Raw genomic sequence first — 21,541 nt, forward strand, 5'->3', positions numbered from 1 at the left:
TTTTGTTGTCTTCATCTTTAATAATTATATTAGATAATTGCCATCTAATATATTACAGGCATTGATTATACACCGTTTCAAACTCATAAAGGTAAAATATTATATCGTCATTAACAATTATTCTAGTTTATTACTCCAAAACGGGGACAACTTGGCCAGTGCCATATGGATATGCCCCATAGCCGCCATAGCCATAATTATACCAGTAAGGGGCATTACCATAGTATCCCCATGTCATAACAGGCGCAGGCATAATAACTTGTTGCGTTAATGTCCAGCGTTTCATTCCTGTAACATCGATACGTAAAAATGGATAAACGGCTTCACCCACTTTGCCTGTTTTTACACCTTTGATCGTACCCACTACCGTGACATACTGATTTTTATAATCTGTTGGATCTAAAAAATGGGTAACATTCGCATAAAGACGACCAACAGAAGGTTGCTGTAACTCAGGAGCCGCATCATAGTGAGAAAGTGGCATCACAGCAATTTCTAACTGGGTTGATGAAGGTAGATTCTTAACCTCAATCACTCGCCCACCAAAACGACCTTCTTGACCGACATAAAGCTCCGGTGCCGCTAGAACTACATTTAAGTCAGTAACAGGAGTTGCTGTTGTCCCTTTAATAGATTCAGGTATAGAGACGCAGCCCGTTAGTAATAGAGCGCCAGATAAAAATAGCGCTTTACTTACCAAACGGTAGTTTAATTGTCTGTTCATAAACCACCTCTTTGTACGTCATTAAGTACGTTACACGCTAAGATAAGTATAGCGTCACTCTGTCACTTCTAACAGAAAATCGCTAACAATCTATTCCCGTCCTGGTAATTTTTTCCAAGTGACTTCATTACGTAAATAAACAGGCTCGGCTTCTTCTACTTTAGTTGCTTTCCCTTCATGCCATGCTGTAACGGCAAGTGGCAACATATCTTGTGCCGCAGGCAAAGTAATTTGCGTTTCAACCACGGTAAAAGGCAATGATAAAGCTAAATCAGGATAAGCTTGCCACCCCGTACCCGCAATTGCCCAGCGACCTGTGATAGCTTGTAGCGTTTCGGCAAATTGTTCTGGTTTCATTACCGCTTCTGTTTCTTCACCAGACCAAATGCCAGCGTCATTACGCTGATATTGGGCACAGTAGATTTCCCCCATACGGGCATCAATGGCGACTAAAACTTGCTTAATGCCTGTTGTTCTAAAGACGCCTTCTGCCATGGTGGCAAGAGAAGAAATACCAATCAGTGGCAAATTAGCCCCTAGTGCGATACCTTGCGCAACACCGACACCAATGCGAACACCGGTAAAACTGCCCGGACCACGACCAAAAGCGAGGGCATCTAAGGATTGCAGTGATAAATTGGCTTCTTCTAAAGCACTTTTCACCATTGGTAAAATTTTTTGTGTATGTTCACGCGGTGAAATTTCAAAACGTGAAGCAACGACACCTTCATTCCAAACCGCAACAGTACAAGACTCAGTTGCGGTATCAATTGCTAAAATTCGCAGTGACACGCCATAACTCCGGCAGATTCAATAAGTAAAAAGAGAAAGAATAATATCATAATAGTATTCAACAGAATAAATACACATCATATGTAATCACTATTATGACTCCGACACTATTTCATTTCGTTGTGCCCGTTGGCTTAAAAAATAACTGGTTTTTTCTAATGAACGGGTTCGTGGTGATGGGGGCAAACTACTTAAAAACACTTCCCCATAAGGCCTTGAAACTAATCTATCATCACAAACAATAATGGCACCATAGTCATGTATATCGCGGATCAAACGCCCGACGCCTTGCTTTAGAGTGATCACCGCATCAGGGATTTGTACATCCCGAAATGCATCACCACCACGTAATTGACAATCTTCAATACGTGCTCTTAATAATGGATCGTCAGGTGCGGTAAAGGGTAATTTATCAATGATCACACAAGAAAGTGTATCTCCCCTGACATCCACCCCTTCCCAAAAACTTTGGGTCGCGACAAGTAACGCATTGCCTGAGGAAACAAATTTTTTCAATAATTGCGATTTCCCCATTTCGCCTTGCATTAACACGGGAAGTGGTAAGCTGGCTTTAAACTCTTCGGCTAATCCACGCATCATAGCGTGAGAGGTACAAAGAAAAAAACAACGCCCCTGATTTTTTAAGATCACAGGAGCCAGCATAGCGGCTAAACGCTTCGCGGTGTATGGTTGATTTAACGGAGGTAAATAACGAGGTACACAGAGCAACGTTTGATGTTGATAATCAAATGGGCTATTTAAAATTAATGTTGTGGCATTTTCCAGTCCTAATCTATCTGTGTAATAAGACATTTTTTCATCTACAGAGAGTGTTGCAGAAGTAAATATCCAACTACTTTTATGGGACTTAATCAGCTCATGAAATTTATCAGCAACCGAAAGTGGCGTGATCGCCAGTAAAAAATGACGACCATAGCTTTCAAACCAATAACTGTATCCGGCAATCGTCGTATCAATTAGGCGTTTTAAACGATTACGATAAAGTGTTGCCCGTTCAAACGCACTATCCAGTAATTGGCTACGCCCTAAAGAGAGCTTCATTACATCATAACTTAGCTCTAACGCATCATCTAATAAGGTTAAATAGCGTTTGGTTTCCTTATTTTGTAATAGTTCCCTTAAGTTACCCCGAAAACCCGTATCACCTAAGCTAAGACGAAAATCTTGTACCATTTGAGTTAAACGGTCAGCACTTTTTTGCAGTTGCACTTGATCACGCACCTCAGTGCGATACGCCACAATCATATCGCGCGCTAGATCGAATAATTGACGACTAGTGAGCTGTTGACCGAAGTAGTGGCTCGCTATATCAGGAATTTGATGCGCCTCATCGAAGATCATTATCTCCGCATCGGGGATCAGCTCACCAAAGCCAGTATCTTTTACTACCGTATCTGCCATAAAAAGGTGATGATTAACAATCACCACATCAGCGGCTAACGCATTTTTACGGGCACTTAATACATAACACTCTTTGTAGCGAGGACAATCACTGCCCAGACAATTATCATTAGTGCTAGTCACCAGTGGCCATACTTTGCTATCTTCCGCCACACTATGACAGCGACTAATATCACCATCTTCTGTTTGCGTTGACCATTGTCGTACATGCATAACATCAGCAAGTACTTCTGCTTCTAAATCACCGCCACTGAGCATTTGCTGATCTAAACGTTCTAAACACAAATAATTAGAGCGACCTTTTAATAAAGCCGTTGTACCATCGTAGTCTAGCGCTTCTATTATGGTGGGGAGATCACGACTATACAGTTGATCTTGTAATGCCTTAGATCCGGTAGAAATGATAGTTTTTTTCCCGGAACGTAATGCAGGCACAAGATAGGCATAGGTTTTCCCTGTCCCAGTACCCGCTTCTGCAATAAGCACACCTTGTTTATCAATAACCTCTGTTACTGATATCGCCATTTGTCGTTGAGCTTCACGGGGATGAAATCCAGGAACGCGTCGGGTTAAAATCCCGTTTTCTGCAAAATCGTCTGACACAGGCATACTCTTTTTATAAAATAAGACGTAAATTATGCCAGTGGATAGCTAAAAGTACCACCCACGTTGTTAATACAAAGGAGAATTTATCGTGACTATAAAACGTATCGATCCAGAGGACCGTTGGTCTGAAGCGGTTATTTATAATGATACTGTCTATTACACTGCAGTTCCTGAAAACTTATCAGGGGATATAATCGAACAAACTGCAGATACATTAGCTGCTATTGATGTGTTATTACAAAGAGTGGGATCGGATAAAAGTAAGATCCTTGATGCAACACTATTTTTAGCAGATAAAGCCGATTTTGCAGGTATGAATCAAGCATGGGATGCATGGGTTGCTAAAGGGAGCGCGCCAGTACGTTGTACCGTTCAGGCTCAACTCATGCATCCTGAATATAAAGTAGAAATTAAAATCATCGCTGCTCTCTAATTTTTTATTAGCACCCGCACATGCGGGTACTATTTTCTCTTATATGTCGGATCAGCTAATTCAATATAATAATTTGATAAATGATCATGCCCATAACATATACCAATATGACTGTTTGCCATAAAAGTTAAAAAAAACTCTAATGGCCCATAAAATTTTTGGCTCGTAAAATGACGTAACGTAAAAATAGTTATTTTTCTTAACGTATCGGGTAAATGGATTATTTTAATTTTTTTATCTAATACGCTTCCTGCGAGTTCACATATTTGATTCAAAGATAGAATATCCGGTCCACCTACAGTGAATTCATTTATATTGGTTGTCATTTTCTCGACAATAAATTGCGCTAAATCTTTTCCAGAGATAGGATTTATTTTTTGTTCGCCATCACCAAATAAATAAACTTTACCTGATGCCGCCATCTGCAAAAAATCCCCCATATCGCTAAAATAGCCATTAGGTCTTACAATACAGTATGCTAAATTGGCTTGTTTTAATTTATCAACAAAGCGCTCCTTTGCTTGAAAAATCTTTAGATTTCGGTGTTTTTCGCCATCAATAGCCGAGATATAAATAAATTTATTAACCTTCGATTTAATCGCTTCCTCTAATAAATTGGCATTTGCCTGATAATCCACATCCATATAGGTTAACCCTTCTTTTTGCCGAGTGATCCCTACCGTTGATATCACGCAATCAATATTTTGAGCAATCAAAGAAAGTTGCTCTGGTTTTGTGATCTCGCCGATGAATATGTCATCAACATCCGCAAACTTTGTCACTTGTTGATGATTTCTAACTAAAACACGTACCCAATATCCTTGTTTTTTTAATTCTTGAACTAAAAAACCACCCAAATATCCTGTTGCTCCCGCGACTAATATCCGTTTCATTTCAACTCCTTTATTTTTTAATTATCATGAAAAGTAACATCAATGATAAATTAATAGCAACTGCGTTTAGCATAATAAATGCAATATACTCACCATTGTTAGTGATAGATTCTATAGCATCTTCAAATTTCACTCTTTTTAGTGTTGAAATAGTAAGGTTATTTTTACTATAAACTTTTGTTATTTTAAACACATCGTTTTTAATAGATATTTATAGAAACAAAAAAGCTAAGTTTACAAGAAACTTAGCTTTTTTATTTAATATGCTTTACTTTGCTATGTAAAATAGAGTTAAGCGAATTTAATCATTATCATACCGACTAATAATAATATAATTCCACTCCATCCTTTATAATTTAGGCGTTGATTAAATAAGATCCACCCAGCGGCGATAGTGGCAATAATACCAAAAGCTCCCCATAGTGCGTAAGCAACAGAAAGCTCTATCCCCTTTACGGCCATTGCCAATGAACTAAATGCGCCTAATACACAAAGCAATGACAATATTCCCAACCCCCAACGACTAAAACCGTTAGACATTTTCAAGAATATATTGGCCACGATTTCAAGCACAACAGCAAGAAGAAGAAAAGCGCCATGCCACCATTCAAATTGAGCTAACATATTAAGCCTCTTTAACATTAGAAGAAATTGGCTTATTAACTCCCTTTACCACAGTAGCAACCTGTTTGGCTTTTCCGGCAATATTTTTTACCGAATCGGTTGTTTTTTTAGCAACCGCCGATTTTTTAGTGCCTGACTTAATCAGAGTGATCCCCGCAATTAACATTGCTAAACCACCTAATTTTAATGCTGACAGTGATTCACCAAACCAAAGCACGCTAAATGTTGTAATAATGACAATTCCAATACCTTCCCACAGTGCATAAGCTACACCTAATGCCACTTTTTTTACGGCTATGGCTAAAAAGATATAGGAAGTGGCAATCATTAACCACATAACGATCATACCAGTGTAACCACCGCTGACACTGGCATACTTCATTGATAAAGTGCCGATCACTTCACAGATAATAGCTAAAACTAAAAATATCCAATAAATCATTTTTCATCTCTCATACACGTTTAAAGCACGCCTAAACGTTTCTTGCGCAGAAGATAGAGAATATGCAGATAGTCTTTCTGGCGGTATAAAACCGAACGTTAAGGCAACGTTATTTCCTGATATATCAGGAAGTAGGATGAGAAATTTCTATAATGCGCCACACCAGTAGTGTTCGCTGGATAAAATAGCAGAAAGGAATAACTTATAAGTAGAACGTTTAACTTTTACGCTTTTGGCGCTAGTCATGATTATTTATTCTTTCATCGCGCAGACCATCCGCACGATATACTCCGAACCCTCATATAATATGGATAAATGTTACATGATATTTCTATCATGCCGAATTATTTAAAGCAAGGATCTTCTGCAAAAAATTTTTAGGTAATTGATTGGTTTTATTTAGGTTTTAAGTTGAAGATTGCAATACACTGCATAGTTAATCAATTCTTAGCTGAACTTGTTATTAATTTATTCATTTATATCGCAGTAATCATGCTTAATCAAAAAAACACCGCAAAACTAGAGCTCTCATTTTACGGTGTTATTTATAGGGCGTGGAGGATGTCAAATTAGTTAGGGACTATATCTGACGATGAAATTCCCTACTCAATTTCATTCCAAGAGCGACCATCACGGGTGATCATTGCAACAGATGCAACCGGTCCCCATGTTCCTGCTTGATATGGCTTAGGTAATTCATTATCACATTCCCATGCATTGATAATTGAATCGACCCATTTCCATGCTTCTTCTACTTCATCACGGCGGACAAATAGCGCTTGAATACCCCGCATTGCCTCAAGCAATAACCGCTCATAAGCATCAGCTAAATGAGTTTGGTTAAAAGTTTCGGAGAAACTTAAGTCTAATTTAGTGGTTTGTAAGCGGTGTTTATGATCAAGACCTGGTGCTTTATTTAGCACTTCAATATCAATACCTTCATCAGGCTGTAAACGAATAGTGAGTTTATTTTGTGGTAACTCTTGATAGGTTTCACTGAAAATATTCAGAGCTGGCTTTTTAAAATAGACCACCACTTCCGAGCATTTACTTGGCATACGCTTACCGGTTCTTAAATAGAAGGGTACACCCGCCCAACGCCAGTTATCAATATCAGCACGAATTGCAACAAAGGTCTCTGTATTACTGGCTTTATTTGCACCCTCTTCGTCTAGATAGCCCGGTACTTTTTTACCTTGTACAAAACCAGCCGTATATTGCCCACGAACCGTTTTTTCACGGACATTAGTCATATCAATACGACGTAATGAGCGCAGTACTTTCACTTTTTCTTGGCGGATACTATCAGCCGTTAAATCAGCAGGTGGTGACATGGCGATCATCGTCAAAATTTGTAATAGGTGATTTTGCACCATATCACGCATTTGACCCGCTTGATCGAAATACCCCCAACGTCCTTCAATACCAACTTCTTCTGCCACCGTGATTTGGACATGATCTATCGTTTTGTTATCCCAATTATTAACAAATAAGGAGTTAGCAAAACGTAAAGCCAATAAGTTTAAAACGGTTTCTTTACCCAAGTAGTGGTCAATACGATAAATTTGACTCTCTTTAAAGTATTTCGCCACACTATCATTAATAGAAACTGAAGACGCTAAATCTGTTCCTAGTGGTTTTTCCATAACCACACGGTTTGGCTCTTTATTTAATTTAGCATGTCCCAAACCTTTACACATCGCACTGAAAGTACTTGGTGGCATTGCAAAATAGTAAATCGCCGGTAATTTGTCTTGTTTTAGGTGTTTTGCTAACTCAATAAAGTGGTCAGTTTCATTGACATCAAGATTACAAAAATCGAGACGAGCACTTAAACGTTGCCAAATTTCAGGGTTAATATCTTCTTTTAAAAAAGTTTGTAATGCTTCATGGGCAACATTTGTATAAGCAGCTACATCCCAATCAGCACGACCAACACCGATGATACGTGTATCAGGGTGAATATATCCTGCCTTTTCCAGTTGATAAAGTGATGGAATTAACTTACGACGGGCAAGATCCCCTTTAGTACCGAAGATAACCAGATCACAGGCCTGAGCAGTCGATATCGCTGCCATAGTACGTCTCCTCATGATGAGATTTTGTAATTTTGTTACATAATTTCGTATTAATGTACTCTTTTGGGTGTACGCAGTAAATACGCTTGCGTGTTTTAGTCTTTAACGCCCCTTACATCTTATTAACCAACAGTTTTTTATGTCTAGCTTTTTCTATTTCTATGTAAATTTACAACAGTTTTGTTAATTGTTTTCAGCTTTGAAAGTTAGACACAGGTCATACTTTGATGAAAAAAGCCCTTTTAAGGGGCTGTCAGCGATGTAAGTGCTGTTATATGCGTAGTATATTTTCATAAAACCGTTATAGATTTCTCCTTTTATTGAAATTGGCAAAGCCAAGGATCTGTATATTTAATGAATATATTGGAAAGGGTTCAGTCTAGTCTGGACATCTTGAGTAAATCAGAAAAAAAAGTGGCTGAGGTTGTTTTAACAACACCACAAACCGTGATCCATTCAAGTATCGCTCTTATGGCGAAAACAGCTGATGTTAGTGAGCCCACTGTAAATCGTTTTTGTCGACGCATGGCAACAAAAGGATTTCCAGATTTTAAGTTACAATTAGCACAAAGCATTGCCAATGGTACACCTTATGTCAATCGTAACATTGATGACTCCGATTCTGTCTCTGCTTATACCAATAAAATATTTGAATCTGCGATGGCGGGTTTAGAGACTGTCAAAAATAATCTCGATATTGCGGTTATTAATCGAGCTGTCGATATTCTTACTCAAGCAAGAAAAATCTCGTTTTTTGGTCTAGGTGCTTCTGCCGCCGTCGCACATGATGCCATGAATAAATTCTCACGTTTCAACATTCCCGTGACCTATTTTGATGATGTTATCATGCAACGAATGAGCTGTATAAATAGTATCGACGGTGATGTTGTGGTGATTGTGTCTCACACAGGTCGTACTAAAAATTTAGTCGAAATTGCTAAAATTGCACGTGAAAATGATGCATCAGTAATAGCGATTACCACTTCTGGCTCTTTATTAGCCGCCGAAGCAACGTTACCCATCTTACTTGATGTACCGGAAGATACCGATATCTACATGCCGATGATTTCTCGCCTTGCACAACTTACCGTTATTGATGTTCTGGCTACAGGGTTTATTTTACGCCGAGGGCCAAAATTTAGAGATAACTTGAAGCGTGTCAAAGAAGCATTACGCGATTCGCGCTTTGATAAGTAACCGTTTTAAATGAATTTGTTAGTATAGTCACATTTAGCAGTGTGCCCTTGACTAGATAACTTTTTGAAAAATGGTAGCATAACTGCGAGCTAACTCTCACATATGATGAAAACACCTAAGTATGTTACAATTAGCTTGAAGCGTTTCACTTAACATATTGGATAGAATGTTACTTACCTCCGTTTTATCCAATAGCCAATACCTTTCGTTCAAGGTCAACGGAGTAATGCATGTCCAGACGGCTCAGAAGAACAAAAATTGTTACCACCTTAGGCCCAGCAACAGATCGTGATAATAACCTAGAAAAAATCATTACTGCTGGTGCAAATGTTGTTCGATTAAATTTCTCTCATGGCTCTGCAGAAGATCATCTTGCTCGTGCTAATCGCACCCGTGAAATAGCAGCTAGACTTGGTCGCCATGTTGCTATTTTAGGCGATTTGCAGGGTCCGAAAATCCGTGTTTCGACATTTAAAGAAGGCAAAGTATTTCTTAATGTGGGAGACAAATTTCTCCTTGATGCCAATTTAGAAAAAGGCGAAGGCGACCAAACTAAAGTCGGTATTGACTATAAAGGGTTACCTGCCGATGTTGTTCCTGGCGATATCTTGCTACTTGATGATGGACGTGTTCAATTAAAAGTCCTTAAAGTCGAAGGCCTGAAAGTTTTCACTGAAGTGACTGTCGGTGGCCCATTATCTAATAATAAAGGGATCAATAAACTCGGTGGTGGTCTTTCTGCTGAAGCATTAACTGAAAAAGATAAACAAGATATTATTACTGCAGCCAAAATTGGTGTTGATTATCTTGCTGTCTCCTTCCCAAGAACAGGCGAAGATCTTAATTATGCACGTCGCTTAGCACGTGATGCAGGCTGCGAGTGCCAAATTGTCGCGAAAGTTGAACGTGCCGAAGCCGTTGCCAATGATGAAATTATCGATGAGATCATTCTCGCTTCTGATGTTGTCATGGTTGCCCGTGGTGATTTAGGCGTAGAAATTGGTGATCCTGAATTAGTCGGGGTACAGAAAAAACTCATCCGTCGTGCTCGTCAGCTAAATCGTGTTGTTATCACAGCCACTCAAATGATGGAATCGATGATAACTAACCCAATGCCAACTCGTGCAGAAGTCATGGACGTCGCCAATGCGGTATTAGATGGTACAGATGCCGTTATGTTATCGGCTGAAACAGCAGCAGGACAATATCCCGCTGAAACTGTAGCAGCAATGGCACAAGTCTGTTTAGGCGCGGAAAAAATGCCTGCGGCCAATGTATCAAAACACCGTTTAGATATGGTATTTGATAATGCTGAAGAAGCGATAGCCATGTCAACCATGTATGCAGCTAACCATATGAAAGGCGTTAATGCGATTATCGCTATGACTGAGTCCGGTCGTACTGCCCGTATGATGTCACGAATTAGCACCGGTTTACCTATTTTCTCTATGTCACGCCATGAGAAAACATTAAACCAAACTGCACTTTATCGAGGTGTTACGCCTGTTTATTGCAGTACTCATACTGACGGTATTGCTGCCGCTAATGAAGCTATTATGCGTTTATGTGAAAAAGGCTTTTTAGTTTCAGGTGATTTAGTCTTAGTCACGCAAGGTGACCAGATGGGTACGATCGGAAGTACCAATACTTGTCGTATCCTTACCGTAGAATAATCGTTCTTATTCTTTTATAGCAAAATGGCAAACGGGCACTTTAAATAGTGCCCGTTTTTTTATCTTCCTATTCGTTCACCAGCAATAGACTAGTCTAGGATATTCTCACGCGCATAAGGTTCTATTTCCCCCTCTTTACGCGTTTTTAATAGTTTTAAGATCCAAGTATATTGCTCTGGTGTCGGTGAGACTAACGCTTCTAGCTCTTCATTCATCCGACGCGCAATATAACGATCATCTTGCCCTTCTATATCATCCATCGGCTCACGGATAATAATCTTTAGTTGATGCGTTTTATGACAGTAAACAGGAAACAGTGGCACAATGGCCGCTCTGCATACTTTCATTAATCGGCCAATCGCCGGTAATGTGGCTTTATAAGTACCAAAAAAATCCACAAATTGACTATGCTCGGCACCATGATCTTGGTCAGGTAAATAATACCCCCAAAACCCTTGGCGCACCGTTGAAATAAAAGGTTTTATCCCCGCTTCGCGCGAGTGTAAACGTCCGCCGAAATGGTAACGTGCTTTATTCCATAAATAATCAGTCACCGGATCTTTTTGGTGGTGAAACATTGCTGCCATTTTTTGCCCTTTAGCAGCCAATAACATGGCAGGTACATCAACAGCCCATCCATGCGGTACCATAAAAATAACATTACGCCCTTGTGCTTTTAAGCGCTCTATAATCTCTATCCCTTCCCAAGAGGTACGCTGTAATGTGTGTTTAGCCCCTCTTAAACAAAGATCTGCAAGCATCACGAAAGACTGTGGCGCTGTTTCAAACATTTTATCAAGCACATCTTCTCGTTGTGCTTTATCCCAGTGAGGAAAACAATATCTTAAATTGATATCTGCACGACGTCTGGCACTTTTCGCTTTACGCCCAACAAAACGACCTATAGAAGCAAGGAGCGGATCACGCCATTTTACCGGCATATACGCTAATGCACACAATACGCCTGCACCAAACCAGGTTCCCCAATGACGAGGATGCAAATAGGCGCGGTGAAAAGTCGGTACATAACCCGCTTTACTATCTGTATCTTTTTCTTTATTCATCAGATAACTCGCTGAACTGACACCTCTAAATAGGCGTAAAAATCATTAAAACAAAAACGGATGATATCAATCATCCGCTTTTATGTCTTTAACTTCTTGTTTAATGTCAATTATCTAACGTTAATTGAGGCATGATCTCTTTTACTTTAGCTAAGTATTCACGCTTCTCTTTGCCTGTTAGGCCATCTGCACGAGGTAATTTAGCTGTTAATGGATTAACTGCTTGTTGGTTGATCCATAATTCATAATGTAAGTGTGGCCCTGTGGAGCGCCCTGTATTTCCGGATAGTGCAATGCGATCACCTCGTTTTACACGTTGTCCCGGTTTGACTAACAGTTGGCGTAAGTGCATATAACGAGTGGTATATTGGCTACCATGACGGATAGCAATAAAATTACCTGCTGCACCACTGTATTTAGAGACAATGACTTCACCATCTCCTGTAGCTAAAACAGGCGTACCAACAGGCATAGCAAAATCAACCCCTTTATGCGGTGCAACACGGCCTGTGACAGGATTGATACGGCGAGGATTAAATTGAGAAGAGACTCTAAACTGTTTTACCGTTGGAAAACGCATAAAACCACGTTCTAAACCACCTGCTTGGCTATCATAGTAGCGGCCATCTTCAGCAAGAAAAGCATAGTAATCTTTACCACCACTTCGTAACCGCACACCAATAAGTTCGCTCTGTTCGGTACGACCATCTAAGACTTCACGAGAAAAAAGGGCTGAGAATTTATCACCACTTTGTAATTTTCTAAAGTCTAATTGCCATTGCAAAGCTTTAGTCACTGCGCGAGCTTCTGCGTTAGTTAAGCCAGCATTTGTTGCACTTGCAGAGAAACTACCACGGATAACCCCTGTGGTCACACTATTTTTCCATTCGCCTTTTTGGAACTCTTTTGCTTCAGTAAAACCTGTTTCCGTACGCGTATAAACACGAGTTTCTCGGCGAGAAACGCCCCAACTTAACTCTTGCAATAAACCATCATCATCAAGTTTCCAACTTATTGGTTGGCCTATTTTAAGGTTTCTGAGATCTTTATTTTGATTGGAGAGCGTTGCAATATCAGCTGAGTCGATACCAAATTGCGTTAATATCGAACTTAATGAATCTCCACTGGAGACAATATAAGTATGAGGAACCTGTGCCACTGCGGTGCTAGTATCGACACCATCATCAGCACCTACAAGTCCTTCATCTGTTAGCTGATCACTACTGTCGGTAATAATATCGTCGGTGTTTTCCCCTTGGGTTGTTAGGGGAGTCTGAATACTGATAGGAACTTCTCTGCTTTGTTCGGTGTGAAGCACAACTGGCCGCCATATTGCGACAGCCAGTGTTGCTGCAGTTAACGAACCAAGCATAATTTTATGTGGTAAGGGTAAATTTAAATATACCTGTGCAATGGATCTCGTCTTCTGCTGCACGTTCTTAATTCCTTATTGTGTTTCATTCAGGCAGCTCGCATATTGGTTAGCTAATTGGGTAAGGAATTTCACATAACTATCTTGAGTTAATGCAATCCCACTTCCTAGGGGATCTAATACCCCCATTTTAACTCCAGTGCCTTTCGCCACTGTCTCAATTACTGTCGGCCTAAATTGTGGCTCAGCAAAAATACATGTGGCTTTTTGCTCAACCAACTGTGTTCGTATTTGATGTAATTTCTGTGCACCTGGTTGTATTTCAGGGTTGATCGTAAAATGACCTAATGGCTTTAAATTATAATGTTTTTCGAAGTAGCCATAAGCATCATGAAAGACAAAATAACCCTTGTTTTTAACAGGCGACAGAATATTAACAAGATTTTTATCTGTTTGCTTGAGTTGTTCGCTGAATTTACTTAGGTTTACGTCCAGAAGTTCTTTTTTATCTGGATAGAGCGTCACTAACCTATCGTGGATCTGTTTTGCAGACGACAACGCAATCTCTGGTGATAACCAGATGTGCATATTATAATCACCATGAGAATGATGTTCGTGATTTTCCTCATGTTTATGCACATTGTCATTATCATCTTTCAATAAAAGCGACTTTATTTTGTCAGTTTCCGCTAAAGCCAGCTTATTTTTGTCACTAAGTCTATTTAATGGTCTATCTAAAAAGACTTCCATATCCGGCCCAACCCATACCATTAAATCTGCTGAGGTGATTTTGCGTAAATCCGAAGGTTTTAATGCATAATCATGTGGCGATGCCCCATCAGGTAATAAAACTTCTGTTGGCGTTACACCATCAGCAATTGCTGCCGCAATAAACCCTATCGGCCTAATTGAAGCAACAACATCTGCCTGAACAGATGAACTAAATGAGGCTATCATAGCAGTCACTAAACATGATTTAATTAAAAAACCATGCGCAAATTTGTTGTTTTTATGTAACATAGGCAAAATTCTCGTGAAACGTCATTGGAAATGTTATATTATAACGTTTCAATGATTCTGCAAGTGCTAATTTTATGTCTGACTTAATTCGTTTAAAATCGGTTGGTGTCTCTTTTGGTGAAAGCGTTATTCTAAAAGATATCTCTTTTAATCTAAAAGCAGGCCGTATTCTTACCTTACTTGGCCCTAATGGTGCGGGTAAGTCAACGATTATTCGTTTGGTTTTAGGGTTGTTGGCTCCCTCTTCTGGAAAGATTGAACGTCAACATAGTTTACGTATTGGCTATGTACCTCAAAAACTCTATCTCGATCCAACTATGCCATTGACAGTCAAGCGGTTTATGACCTTAAAACCGGGTGTTAAAGATAAAGATATTTTACCTGCTTTAGAACGAGTCAATGCAGCAAAATTAATAAACGCCCCTATGCAAAAATTATCAGGGGGTGAATCGCAACGTGTTTTACTCGCCCGAGCTTTACTTAATCAACCACAACTGTTAGTGCTAGATGAACCCACTCAAGGGGTTGATGTAAATGGTCAATTAGCCCTCTATGATTTAATTAATCAGCTTCGCAATGAATTAGGCTGCGCAATTTTAATGGTGTCACATGACTTACATCTGGTTATGGCTAAAACAGATGAAGTGCTCTGTTTAAATGGTCATATCTGCTGCTCAGGTACACCAGATGTGGTTTCTTCTCACCCTGAATTTATAGCTATGTTTGGTAGTCGTGGTGCTGAACAACTAGGTATTTATCGTCATCATCACCAACATAATAAGGAGTGTCATCATGATTGAGTTGCTGTTACCGGGCTGGATCGCCGGTATGCTCTTAGCGATGGCCGCAGGTCCATTAGGCTCCTTTGTTGTTTGGCGCAGAATGTCCTATTTTGGCGATACCCTCGCCCACGCCTCTTTATTGGGGGTCGCTTTTGGCCTGCTGTTTAATATAGAGCCTTTTTATGCCGTTATTGCCGTAACTTTGCTGTTAGCTATTTTATTGGTTTGGTTAGAACTAAAGCCTCAACTTTCTGTTGATACCTTGTTAGGTATCATGGCTCATAGCGCCCTTTCTTTAGGGCTTGTTGTCGTCAGTTTAATGGCCAATGTTCGTGTTGATTTAATGGCGTATCTCTTTGGTGATTTACTCTCAGTTAATTACCAAGATGTGATCAGCATTTTTATTGGTGTCGTTATTGTTTTATTAGTGATTATCCGTTCATGGCGTCCACTTCTTTCAATGACTATTAATCAAGATATGGCTTTTGTCGATGGTGTGAATATTCAACGCGAACGTTTAAAATTAATGATGATCACCGCATTAACAATTGGTTTGGCAATGAAATTTGTTGGTGCACTTATCATTACGTCACTATTGATTATTCCCGCAGCAACAGCGCGCCGTTTTTCACGTTCACCAGAACAGATGGCAGTGATTGCCGTCGCTGTAGGTATGTTTGCTATCACTGGGGGATTAACTTTCTCTGCATTCTATGACACCCCTGCAGGCCCATCAGTAGTATTAGCCGCCAGTAGTTTATTTGTATTGAGCTTGCTTGTACCAGCAAAGCAGTAGTTGTTTAGCGTTTATCTTATAAACAAAAAAATAGCCTTTGCTAATTTATAGCAAGGGCTATTATAATTTTTTAATTACATCGGGTATTTCTTTACTCGCAAACTTTGTATCACTACCAGTTGGGATAAAATATTGTCCTTTGGGTGAACGGTTTCATTCAACTATTTTTATTCTTTCTTTACTTATATCCGCTATGCGGCACCCATCTGGATCGAAGACTATAATATGCCCACCAGTTGCTTTGAAATATGTTCTAGGTTCTCCCATCAACGGTAACTTGCCACTTCAGTCTTCCGGCTTTGTTGATACATTAATATTTACTCATTGTATTCGATAGTTGCTTCTAAGGCCGTTCTGAGCCAATCCCAAAATGAATCAAACTTACCGACATATTCATAACCTTCACTTGCAAAATCGTGAATAATAATAACCTGATGACGGCTATTTTTATCCCAACACGCTACATCATCATTATCTTCCCGATGGGCAAAAGGAATAATATTTCTATTTGTTGGGTATCTTTTTTTAAACCACCAAAACGAACCCTGAGCCGCTCTCCTTCCAAAATAATCCAAGGATCAAAATTAAGTAAATTTTGCTCAACTATTCTGAGAAATTCACGTGGGTAAGAAAACCATTCTGGCATTTCGGTTTTGGTTAGTAATTGTTCCATATTAATCAAGAGATCCTATAATTTGCGCATTGCTAGTTGAGTTTCTTCTTTAATTCGAATAAATTAATTGTTGAACCTAAATAAACAGAATTTTACAAGTTAAAACCTTTAATTAGCGCCAACTTAAATTGACCATCAATTTTGAACGAAGGTCTCCAGTCTATATCTAAAAGATATTCATTAGTACATTATCTATTTCAATAAATGTTGGGCAAAATAAACCAGCACAGGCAAGAACGCCTTCTAAATCAACAAAATTCGCCACAAAATTAGTCAATAGTACATTTGCAGGATAACCCGATGGAAACTTCTTAAGTAACGAGTTTGATACTATACCGTCATATATATTCATTCTATCCCCAGTAATTTTCTAATTTCATCAGGAAAACCCCTATCTACAAGACACGCAGTTAGATGATTTTGTGTATTCCATAAATACAGCCATTCTCTATTATATGTCTCTATTACATGGCGGGACGGTAACAAAACTGTACCATCGCCGGCGATACACCTCAAAGGGCAGTGGTTCAGGATACAAGGTTTGATACGGATTTCACTTTTACGGTGAATATTTTAAATGAGTGTTTGGTATTGATACCGGACAGTGAAGACATTCGAACTATGAAGCAACAGAACCAACAGCAGCAAGCGCAGTTAAGCGATATTAAGCTACAATTGCAGGCGTTGCTTATCGAATAAGAGATAATTAATTGCCTACTTTCGGTGTAAATGTCACATCAAAAGTAGGTAAAAACATAATTTTGATCATAGACACTTATGATGTAATTATTTTATATGAATATATGTTAATTTACTTAATTTGTTATTTTCTATAATGTATTCTTTTACTGTATCAATATAAGATATCAGGTCGTTGTTAGATATTTCTAGTAATGTAGCTGGGACAATACTACTCTTTAATGAGAAATTACAACAATCATTAGGATTTCCAACTTTATCAATAGAATCCCAAAACATGGAATATTCATCACAATAAAAATAAATTTTATCATTATGAAACTCAGGAATTTTGCAGAACTCAACACCATCACTTTGTCGTTCATAAGCATTTGTATCTTGATAAACGAAATATACTAATCTCATATTATCTCCCTTATATTATTTGTTCTAAATTGGAAAAGCAGTTACTACTCTATTTGAGTTAGCATCAGTGACTATTTTACACCGCAAGAGTACTGTCCACTCCCCATAAATAGCGCCATTTTCTGGGACGAAGACCACGTGTATGGACAATTTTTTAATTATGTGGAGGAGCGATAACAAAACTGTATCACCGCCCGCGATACACCTTAGAGACCGTGGTTAAAAGGCGTCGGTTTTGAAACAGTTTTCACCTTTACGGTGAAAATCTTAAAACAGGTGTTTGGTGTTGATACCGGACAGTGAAGGCATCCAAGCGATTAAACAACAAAACCAACCGCAGCAAGCGCAACTCAGTGCCATCAAACACACGATGCGCGAGCTGATGCGGAGTACGTCAGCGACTAAAGAACTCTTAACAACGAAGACGCCAGAATGTTGGAAGACCTTCTGGCTTTTCATATTAAGATCTAAATATATCATATATATTTAAGTCATATTCATCTTCACTGATATCAATTACTCGATCTGGATTAAGTGATAGAATATTCATATCAAATGTATTATTTAATAACATATGACTAAGAAAAAAATCATAAAAATCATAAAAATCAGCAAAATAAAAGGATATAATTACTTTTCCTTCAAAAAACATATAATAACAACTACTTTTATCTATATTTATTTTTGGTTGCAAGTATAAATAAATGTCCTGTTGGCTAGCTGGAAGAGCAATCTTATATTCAGGTAACTCACTTCTCCTTAATATTTTATTATAAATATCTCTATGCCATTGAAATTGAGTATAATCATCTAGGTTTACGGCTATATTCTTAATTCCTCGGATTCTATTAATATACTTTTTTGCCCTAAGTAATAGTAGTTTTTCTTGAAGCTTATTATTCATAATAAATGTGGTGATCCTTAGTTTTAGGGTCATCTATTTTCAAATATCTATCTTGCTTAAAGTCATATGTTCTTGGGTCAGCACCTGTCTTAGTTTGTCCTGCATGTGCATGTGGATATGGTGCTCTTGGATCATGTGTATGTTCTAACACAACTTTTTTATAACCATTAGCATCTCTATATTCGTAATAACGCCCATGTGAACCAAAATCTTCTGAATATTGATAATTTGTTTGCCCTCTTCTCTTAGGGTCATTTCCAACTGTCCATTGTCGAACTGGTTGTTGTGAGCGAGGTATTCCAGCCAAATCCTTAGCTTTGTTTAAGGCTTGAGTTCGATTCAGAGTTGGCGGACAACACTCCAACCCAAACGGATCAACCCAACCCGTCGGACAATGCACATACCCATATGGATTCAGCCCGCCCAATAGCCCTATTGGGTCTGGGGAAAGATACTGTCCTGTTTCCCTATCATAATAGCGAAAGCGATTATAATACAAGCCACTTTCTTCATCTTCATATTGCCCCGCAAAGCGAAAAGGACATTCGGTATAATTAGGGTCATTCTCCGCTTTACCGTCGCGGTAACGCCAAAACTGCATTTGGCCCCACGTATTCAGCCGTCCTGCCCAACTGGCTTGCCCGCCTTCACTGAATATCTCTCGCGGAGTTCCTTGGTGGTCGGTGACCACATAGTGCAGTTTTCCCTGTTGATAACGCGCGGTGGGCGTTATCTCTCCGGGTTGATACAGCCATTGGATTTGCTGAGACTCCGCAAGAGTGCCATCGGCATATATCGGCGAGTTGGTCTCCCGACTATAAATAGCGCCACGCTCTGTTACACGGAGGGGCGGTAACAAAAGTGCACCACTGCTCGCGGTGTACCTCAAAGAACTGTGGTTCAAGGATACAGGGTTTAAGGCAGGTTTCACCTTTACGGTAAAAACCTTATACGAGTGTTTAGCATTGATACCCGACAGCGAAAACATAAAACAGTTGAGAATTAACTGAATCGCCCTTGAGAGTACAATAGAGTAGCTTTTTAGCTACCCTATTATACGTTGATTTTATCAAGAAATTGTAAGGCTGATTTACGTGTTCCCATTGATGCCGAATTTAAGTCTTCTAATTTTTCAAAGAATTTTTTTGCATGTTCCGTCATTACATGTAAAAACTCTGACTTATCAACAGATGTTTTTATTTCTTCGTGACAATTAATGCTAACTAAAATACGATTTCCTTTTTGTGGTACGAAGTTAACCTCAATTGGCTGATCTGGAAAATAACATTTAAATTCACTTCCTTGGCTTACTAAGAATAGACCTTCAGACAAATAACTCCAAAGATCATCAATATAATCATACATTGATTTATCAATTAGTTTTTTTCCATTGATAGTTAACTCAATTGCACCATCTATATAATCATTATTTTTGATTTTTTTATCAAAATCAAAAACATCAATAAAATCATTATTTATTTTAATAAATGTATTTATGCTAATCATAATTTACCTGGATAGAATTGTCCTACCCTTCCATTTTTGAAACCAACAACATAATCCTGTCCTTGATATTACCCGGATATTTGGTATTTACCTACAGTGCCTCGTTTAATCAAAGTATCTCTATATTGGCGTTTTGTCAGACGGTTATTGCCCTTATTGGTTGGTGAAGCCCACACATAAAGCCGTTAAGTGGGGCAAGCCGCCCACTGATATTATGGTAACCGCCCAGCGCCCGATGCTCGAACGGCGCCGACAATTTGAGACTGGCTTCACCTTTACCGTCAAGATCTTAAACGGCTTTTTGGTATTGATACCCGACAGTGAAAACACGCGAGCGATTAAATAGCAAAATCAACAGTAGCAAGCGCAATTGAGTGAGATAAAAAACTCAATGTGCGAGCTGATGGCAGGGTATAATTACAGTTGAATTCTGTATTTAAACGTCCCTAAACTAAGTTAGTTGAATTTTTGGCTAACTTAGTTTAACATTGTGTTTTGACCATTTCACATTATCCCAAATCGACAAATCAAACGAAGATAAATCTATTAACTCTTTCCCACAATAAAAAAAGCTAACATAGCAATCATCATCACCTTTGCACGATTTAAATGAAGTTAAAACATTGCAGTGTAATTCGTAAGATAACTTTTGAGCTATATAGTCTGTTATAACGGGCAAATATTTACTTTCTATAGACGTATACGATGTTCCTATATCTATCTCGTATGTAAAATTAACCCTAGAAAGAATATCAATTAATCTATGGTCATCATTTATAATGTTTTTATATTCTTCTGAAAGAAACTTATATTCATTTATATCAAAATAATCATAATCTGACACACTGAAATCAATATCAAAAAGATTTAAGAACTCATTCATTTTAAGAGTTATCAAACTTTTATTCTTGTATTCTACTAATATATTACTTTTTATAACCATATTTAAAAATCCCAGTAAGGCTTCAGGACCGATTGATCGATTAGCTCAACTTTAACTGAAGGGTTTGGAGACTTATATCCATTAATAAACCCTTGAAATTGTTCTAAGCTTATAGGTGAATCTGAGTTTCTAATTACTTGAACCACTCCATTATCACCAACTTGTCTTACACCTTTCGTAATATTTTTAGCTGCATTACCACCTATTCCACTTAATAGCTTAGTATCAATTTGAACCCCATCTACTGTGAAATCAGCCATTGATATAGAACGATTTGGAGGCGTATTAAAATGAATGTTATGTCCTTTGTCACGCATATATTTAGCATAAGCCAATTCTGCTTGAGCAGAAACATCTCCTGATCGAGCTAAATTAATTTTTTCTCTTAGAGTCTTAGAATCTCCAGTTATTTTTCCTGGACAACACTCCAACCCAAACGGATCAACCCACCCCGTCGGGCAATGCACATACCCATACGGATTCAGCCCACCCA

At 38.7% G+C, this 21,541-nt stretch carries 22 protein-coding genes and 1 pseudogene; 5 read left to right on the forward strand and 18 right to left on the reverse strand.

Features of this window, described 5'->3' with window-relative positions:
* Positions 1–130 precede the first annotated feature (130 nt).
* The 3 genes from HMPREF3129_RS13965 to HMPREF3129_RS13975 all read right to left on the reverse strand — a co-directional run bounded on the left by HMPREF3129_RS13965 (position 131) and on the right by HMPREF3129_RS13975 (position 3,547).
* On the reverse strand, positions 131–724 hold the full coding sequence (locus HMPREF3129_RS13965) for a Slp family lipoprotein (protein ID WP_004242776.1): 594 nt from the start codon (positions 722–724) through the stop codon (positions 131–133).
* Between the two features lie 90 nt (positions 725–814).
* Positions 815–1,516, reverse strand: coding sequence for a tRNA (adenosine(37)-N6)-threonylcarbamoyltransferase complex dimerization subunit type 1 TsaB (gene tsaB, locus HMPREF3129_RS13970; protein WP_004251334.1), 702 nt, complete (start codon positions 1,514–1,516; stop codon positions 815–817).
* A 93-nt stretch (positions 1,517–1,609) separates the two neighbouring features.
* Positions 1,610–3,547, reverse strand: coding sequence for a DNA repair helicase YoaA (locus tag HMPREF3129_RS13975; protein ID WP_080749529.1), 1,938 nt, complete (start codon positions 3,545–3,547; stop codon positions 1,610–1,612).
* 85 nt (positions 3,548–3,632) lie between these two features.
* Between HMPREF3129_RS13975 and HMPREF3129_RS13980 the strand changes: the two genes are divergently transcribed.
* Entirely contained in the window at positions 3,633–3,977 is a 345-nt protein-coding gene (locus HMPREF3129_RS13980; protein ID WP_004242773.1) for a RidA family protein, read from the forward strand.
* A 29-nt stretch (positions 3,978–4,006) separates the two neighbouring features.
* Here HMPREF3129_RS13980 and HMPREF3129_RS13985 read toward each other — a convergent pair whose 3' ends face one another.
* The 4 genes from HMPREF3129_RS13985 to zwf form a co-directional block, all read right to left on the reverse strand.
* On the reverse strand, positions 4,007–4,870 hold the full coding sequence (locus tag HMPREF3129_RS13985; RefSeq protein ID WP_070487098.1) for an SDR family oxidoreductase: 864 nt from the start codon (positions 4,868–4,870) through the stop codon (positions 4,007–4,009).
* A 291-nt stretch (positions 4,871–5,161) separates the two neighbouring features.
* The gene (gene mdtI / locus HMPREF3129_RS13990) at positions 5,162–5,494 is read right to left on the reverse strand and encodes a multidrug/spermidine efflux SMR transporter subunit MdtI (RefSeq protein ID WP_004247986.1); all 333 of its coding nucleotides are present in this window, start codon (positions 5,492–5,494) and stop codon (positions 5,162–5,164) included.
* Between the two features lies 1 nt (position 5,495).
* Complete coding sequence (gene mdtJ / locus HMPREF3129_RS13995; protein ID WP_004242769.1) at positions 5,496–5,936, reverse strand: multidrug/spermidine efflux SMR transporter subunit MdtJ; 441 nt, start codon at positions 5,934–5,936, stop codon at positions 5,496–5,498.
* A gap of 602 nt (positions 5,937–6,538) precedes the next feature.
* On the reverse strand, positions 6,539–8,014 hold the full coding sequence (zwf, locus tag HMPREF3129_RS14000) for a glucose-6-phosphate dehydrogenase (RefSeq protein WP_036918269.1): 1,476 nt from the start codon (positions 8,012–8,014) through the stop codon (positions 6,539–6,541).
* A gap of 354 nt (positions 8,015–8,368) precedes the next feature.
* Between zwf and HMPREF3129_RS14005 the strand changes: the two genes are divergently transcribed.
* Together HMPREF3129_RS14005 and pyk are read left to right on the forward strand one after the other, a co-directional pair.
* Positions 8,369–9,211 carry a MurR/RpiR family transcriptional regulator gene (locus HMPREF3129_RS14005; protein ID WP_004242767.1) on the forward strand — a complete coding sequence of 281 codons (843 nt, stop codon included), beginning with the start codon at positions 8,369–8,371 and terminating at the stop codon, positions 9,209–9,211.
* 230 nt (positions 9,212–9,441) lie between these two features.
* Positions 9,442–10,884, forward strand: coding sequence for a pyruvate kinase (gene pyk, locus HMPREF3129_RS14010; RefSeq protein ID WP_004242765.1), 1,443 nt, complete (start codon positions 9,442–9,444; stop codon positions 10,882–10,884).
* Between the two features lie 89 nt (positions 10,885–10,973).
* Here pyk and lpxM read toward each other — a convergent pair whose 3' ends face one another.
* The 3 genes from lpxM to znuA all read right to left on the reverse strand — a co-directional run bounded on the left by lpxM (position 10,974) and on the right by znuA (position 14,340).
* Entirely contained in the window at positions 10,974–11,948 is a 975-nt protein-coding gene (gene lpxM / locus HMPREF3129_RS14015) for a lauroyl-Kdo(2)-lipid IV(A) myristoyltransferase (protein WP_004242762.1), read from the reverse strand.
* 106 nt (positions 11,949–12,054) lie between these two features.
* A complete protein-coding gene (gene mepM / locus HMPREF3129_RS14020; RefSeq protein ID WP_004242759.1) occupies positions 12,055–13,383 on the reverse strand; it encodes a murein DD-endopeptidase MepM in 1,329 nt (442 codons plus the stop codon).
* Positions 13,384–13,395: 12 nt separating this feature from the next.
* Positions 13,396–14,340 carry a zinc ABC transporter substrate-binding protein ZnuA gene (gene znuA / locus HMPREF3129_RS14025; RefSeq protein WP_004242757.1) on the reverse strand — a complete coding sequence of 315 codons (945 nt, stop codon included), beginning with the start codon at positions 14,338–14,340 and terminating at the stop codon, positions 13,396–13,398.
* A gap of 74 nt (positions 14,341–14,414) precedes the next feature.
* On the opposite strand from znuA, the gene znuC reads away from it, so the two are divergent.
* Together znuC and znuB are read left to right on the forward strand one after the other, a co-directional pair.
* Positions 14,415–15,140: a zinc ABC transporter ATP-binding protein ZnuC gene (gene znuC / locus HMPREF3129_RS14030; protein ID WP_004242756.1), complete on the forward strand. Its 726-nt coding sequence runs from the start codon at positions 14,415–14,417 to the stop codon at positions 15,138–15,140.
* Positions 15,133–15,918, forward strand: a complete 786-nt coding sequence (gene znuB, locus HMPREF3129_RS14035) for a zinc ABC transporter permease subunit ZnuB (RefSeq protein WP_004247983.1) — start codon at positions 15,133–15,135, stop codon at positions 15,916–15,918. Before znuC ends, znuB begins: the two co-directional genes overlap by 8 nt.
* Positions 15,919–16,378: 460 nt before the next feature.
* Here the strand turns inward: znuB and HMPREF3129_RS19030 are convergent, their stop codons facing one another.
* The 8 genes and pseudogenes from HMPREF3129_RS19030 to HMPREF3129_RS14075 all read right to left on the reverse strand — a co-directional run.
* Positions 16,379–16,591, reverse strand: coding sequence for a hypothetical protein (locus HMPREF3129_RS19030; RefSeq protein WP_223293443.1), 213 nt, complete (start codon positions 16,589–16,591; stop codon positions 16,379–16,381).
* A gap of 166 nt (positions 16,592–16,757) precedes the next feature.
* Entirely contained in the window at positions 16,758–16,943 is a 186-nt protein-coding gene (locus HMPREF3129_RS14045; protein WP_004242751.1) for a hypothetical protein, read from the reverse strand.
* A 434-nt stretch (positions 16,944–17,377) separates the two neighbouring features.
* Complete coding sequence (locus HMPREF3129_RS14050) at positions 17,378–17,695, reverse strand: hypothetical protein (RefSeq protein ID WP_036918267.1); 318 nt, start codon at positions 17,693–17,695, stop codon at positions 17,378–17,380.
* A 460-nt stretch (positions 17,696–18,155) separates the two neighbouring features.
* Complete coding sequence (locus tag HMPREF3129_RS14055) at positions 18,156–18,599, reverse strand: hypothetical protein (protein WP_036918265.1); 444 nt, start codon at positions 18,597–18,599, stop codon at positions 18,156–18,158.
* Positions 18,592–19,458: an RHS repeat-associated core domain-containing protein gene (locus tag HMPREF3129_RS14060; protein ID WP_302622748.1), complete on the reverse strand. Its 867-nt coding sequence runs from the start codon at positions 19,456–19,458 to the stop codon at positions 18,592–18,594. The genes HMPREF3129_RS14055 and HMPREF3129_RS14060 overlap by 8 nt, the downstream gene beginning before the upstream one ends.
* A 194-nt stretch (positions 19,459–19,652) precedes the next feature.
* Entirely contained in the window at positions 19,653–20,105 is a 453-nt protein-coding gene (locus HMPREF3129_RS14065) for a hypothetical protein (protein WP_036918263.1), read from the reverse strand.
* 472 nt (positions 20,106–20,577) lie between these two features.
* The gene (locus tag HMPREF3129_RS14070) at positions 20,578–21,048 is read right to left on the reverse strand and encodes a hypothetical protein (RefSeq protein WP_036918261.1); all 471 of its coding nucleotides are present in this window, start codon (positions 21,046–21,048) and stop codon (positions 20,578–20,580) included.
* Positions 21,049–21,050: 2 nt separating this feature from the next.
* Positions 21,051–21,541, reverse strand: a pseudogene (locus HMPREF3129_RS14075) (RHS repeat-associated core domain-containing protein); the annotation flags it as partial.

Source organism: Proteus sp. HMSC14B05, assembly GCF_001808035.1.
Classification (GTDB): domain Bacteria; phylum Pseudomonadota; class Gammaproteobacteria; order Enterobacterales; family Enterobacteriaceae; genus Proteus; species Proteus mirabilis.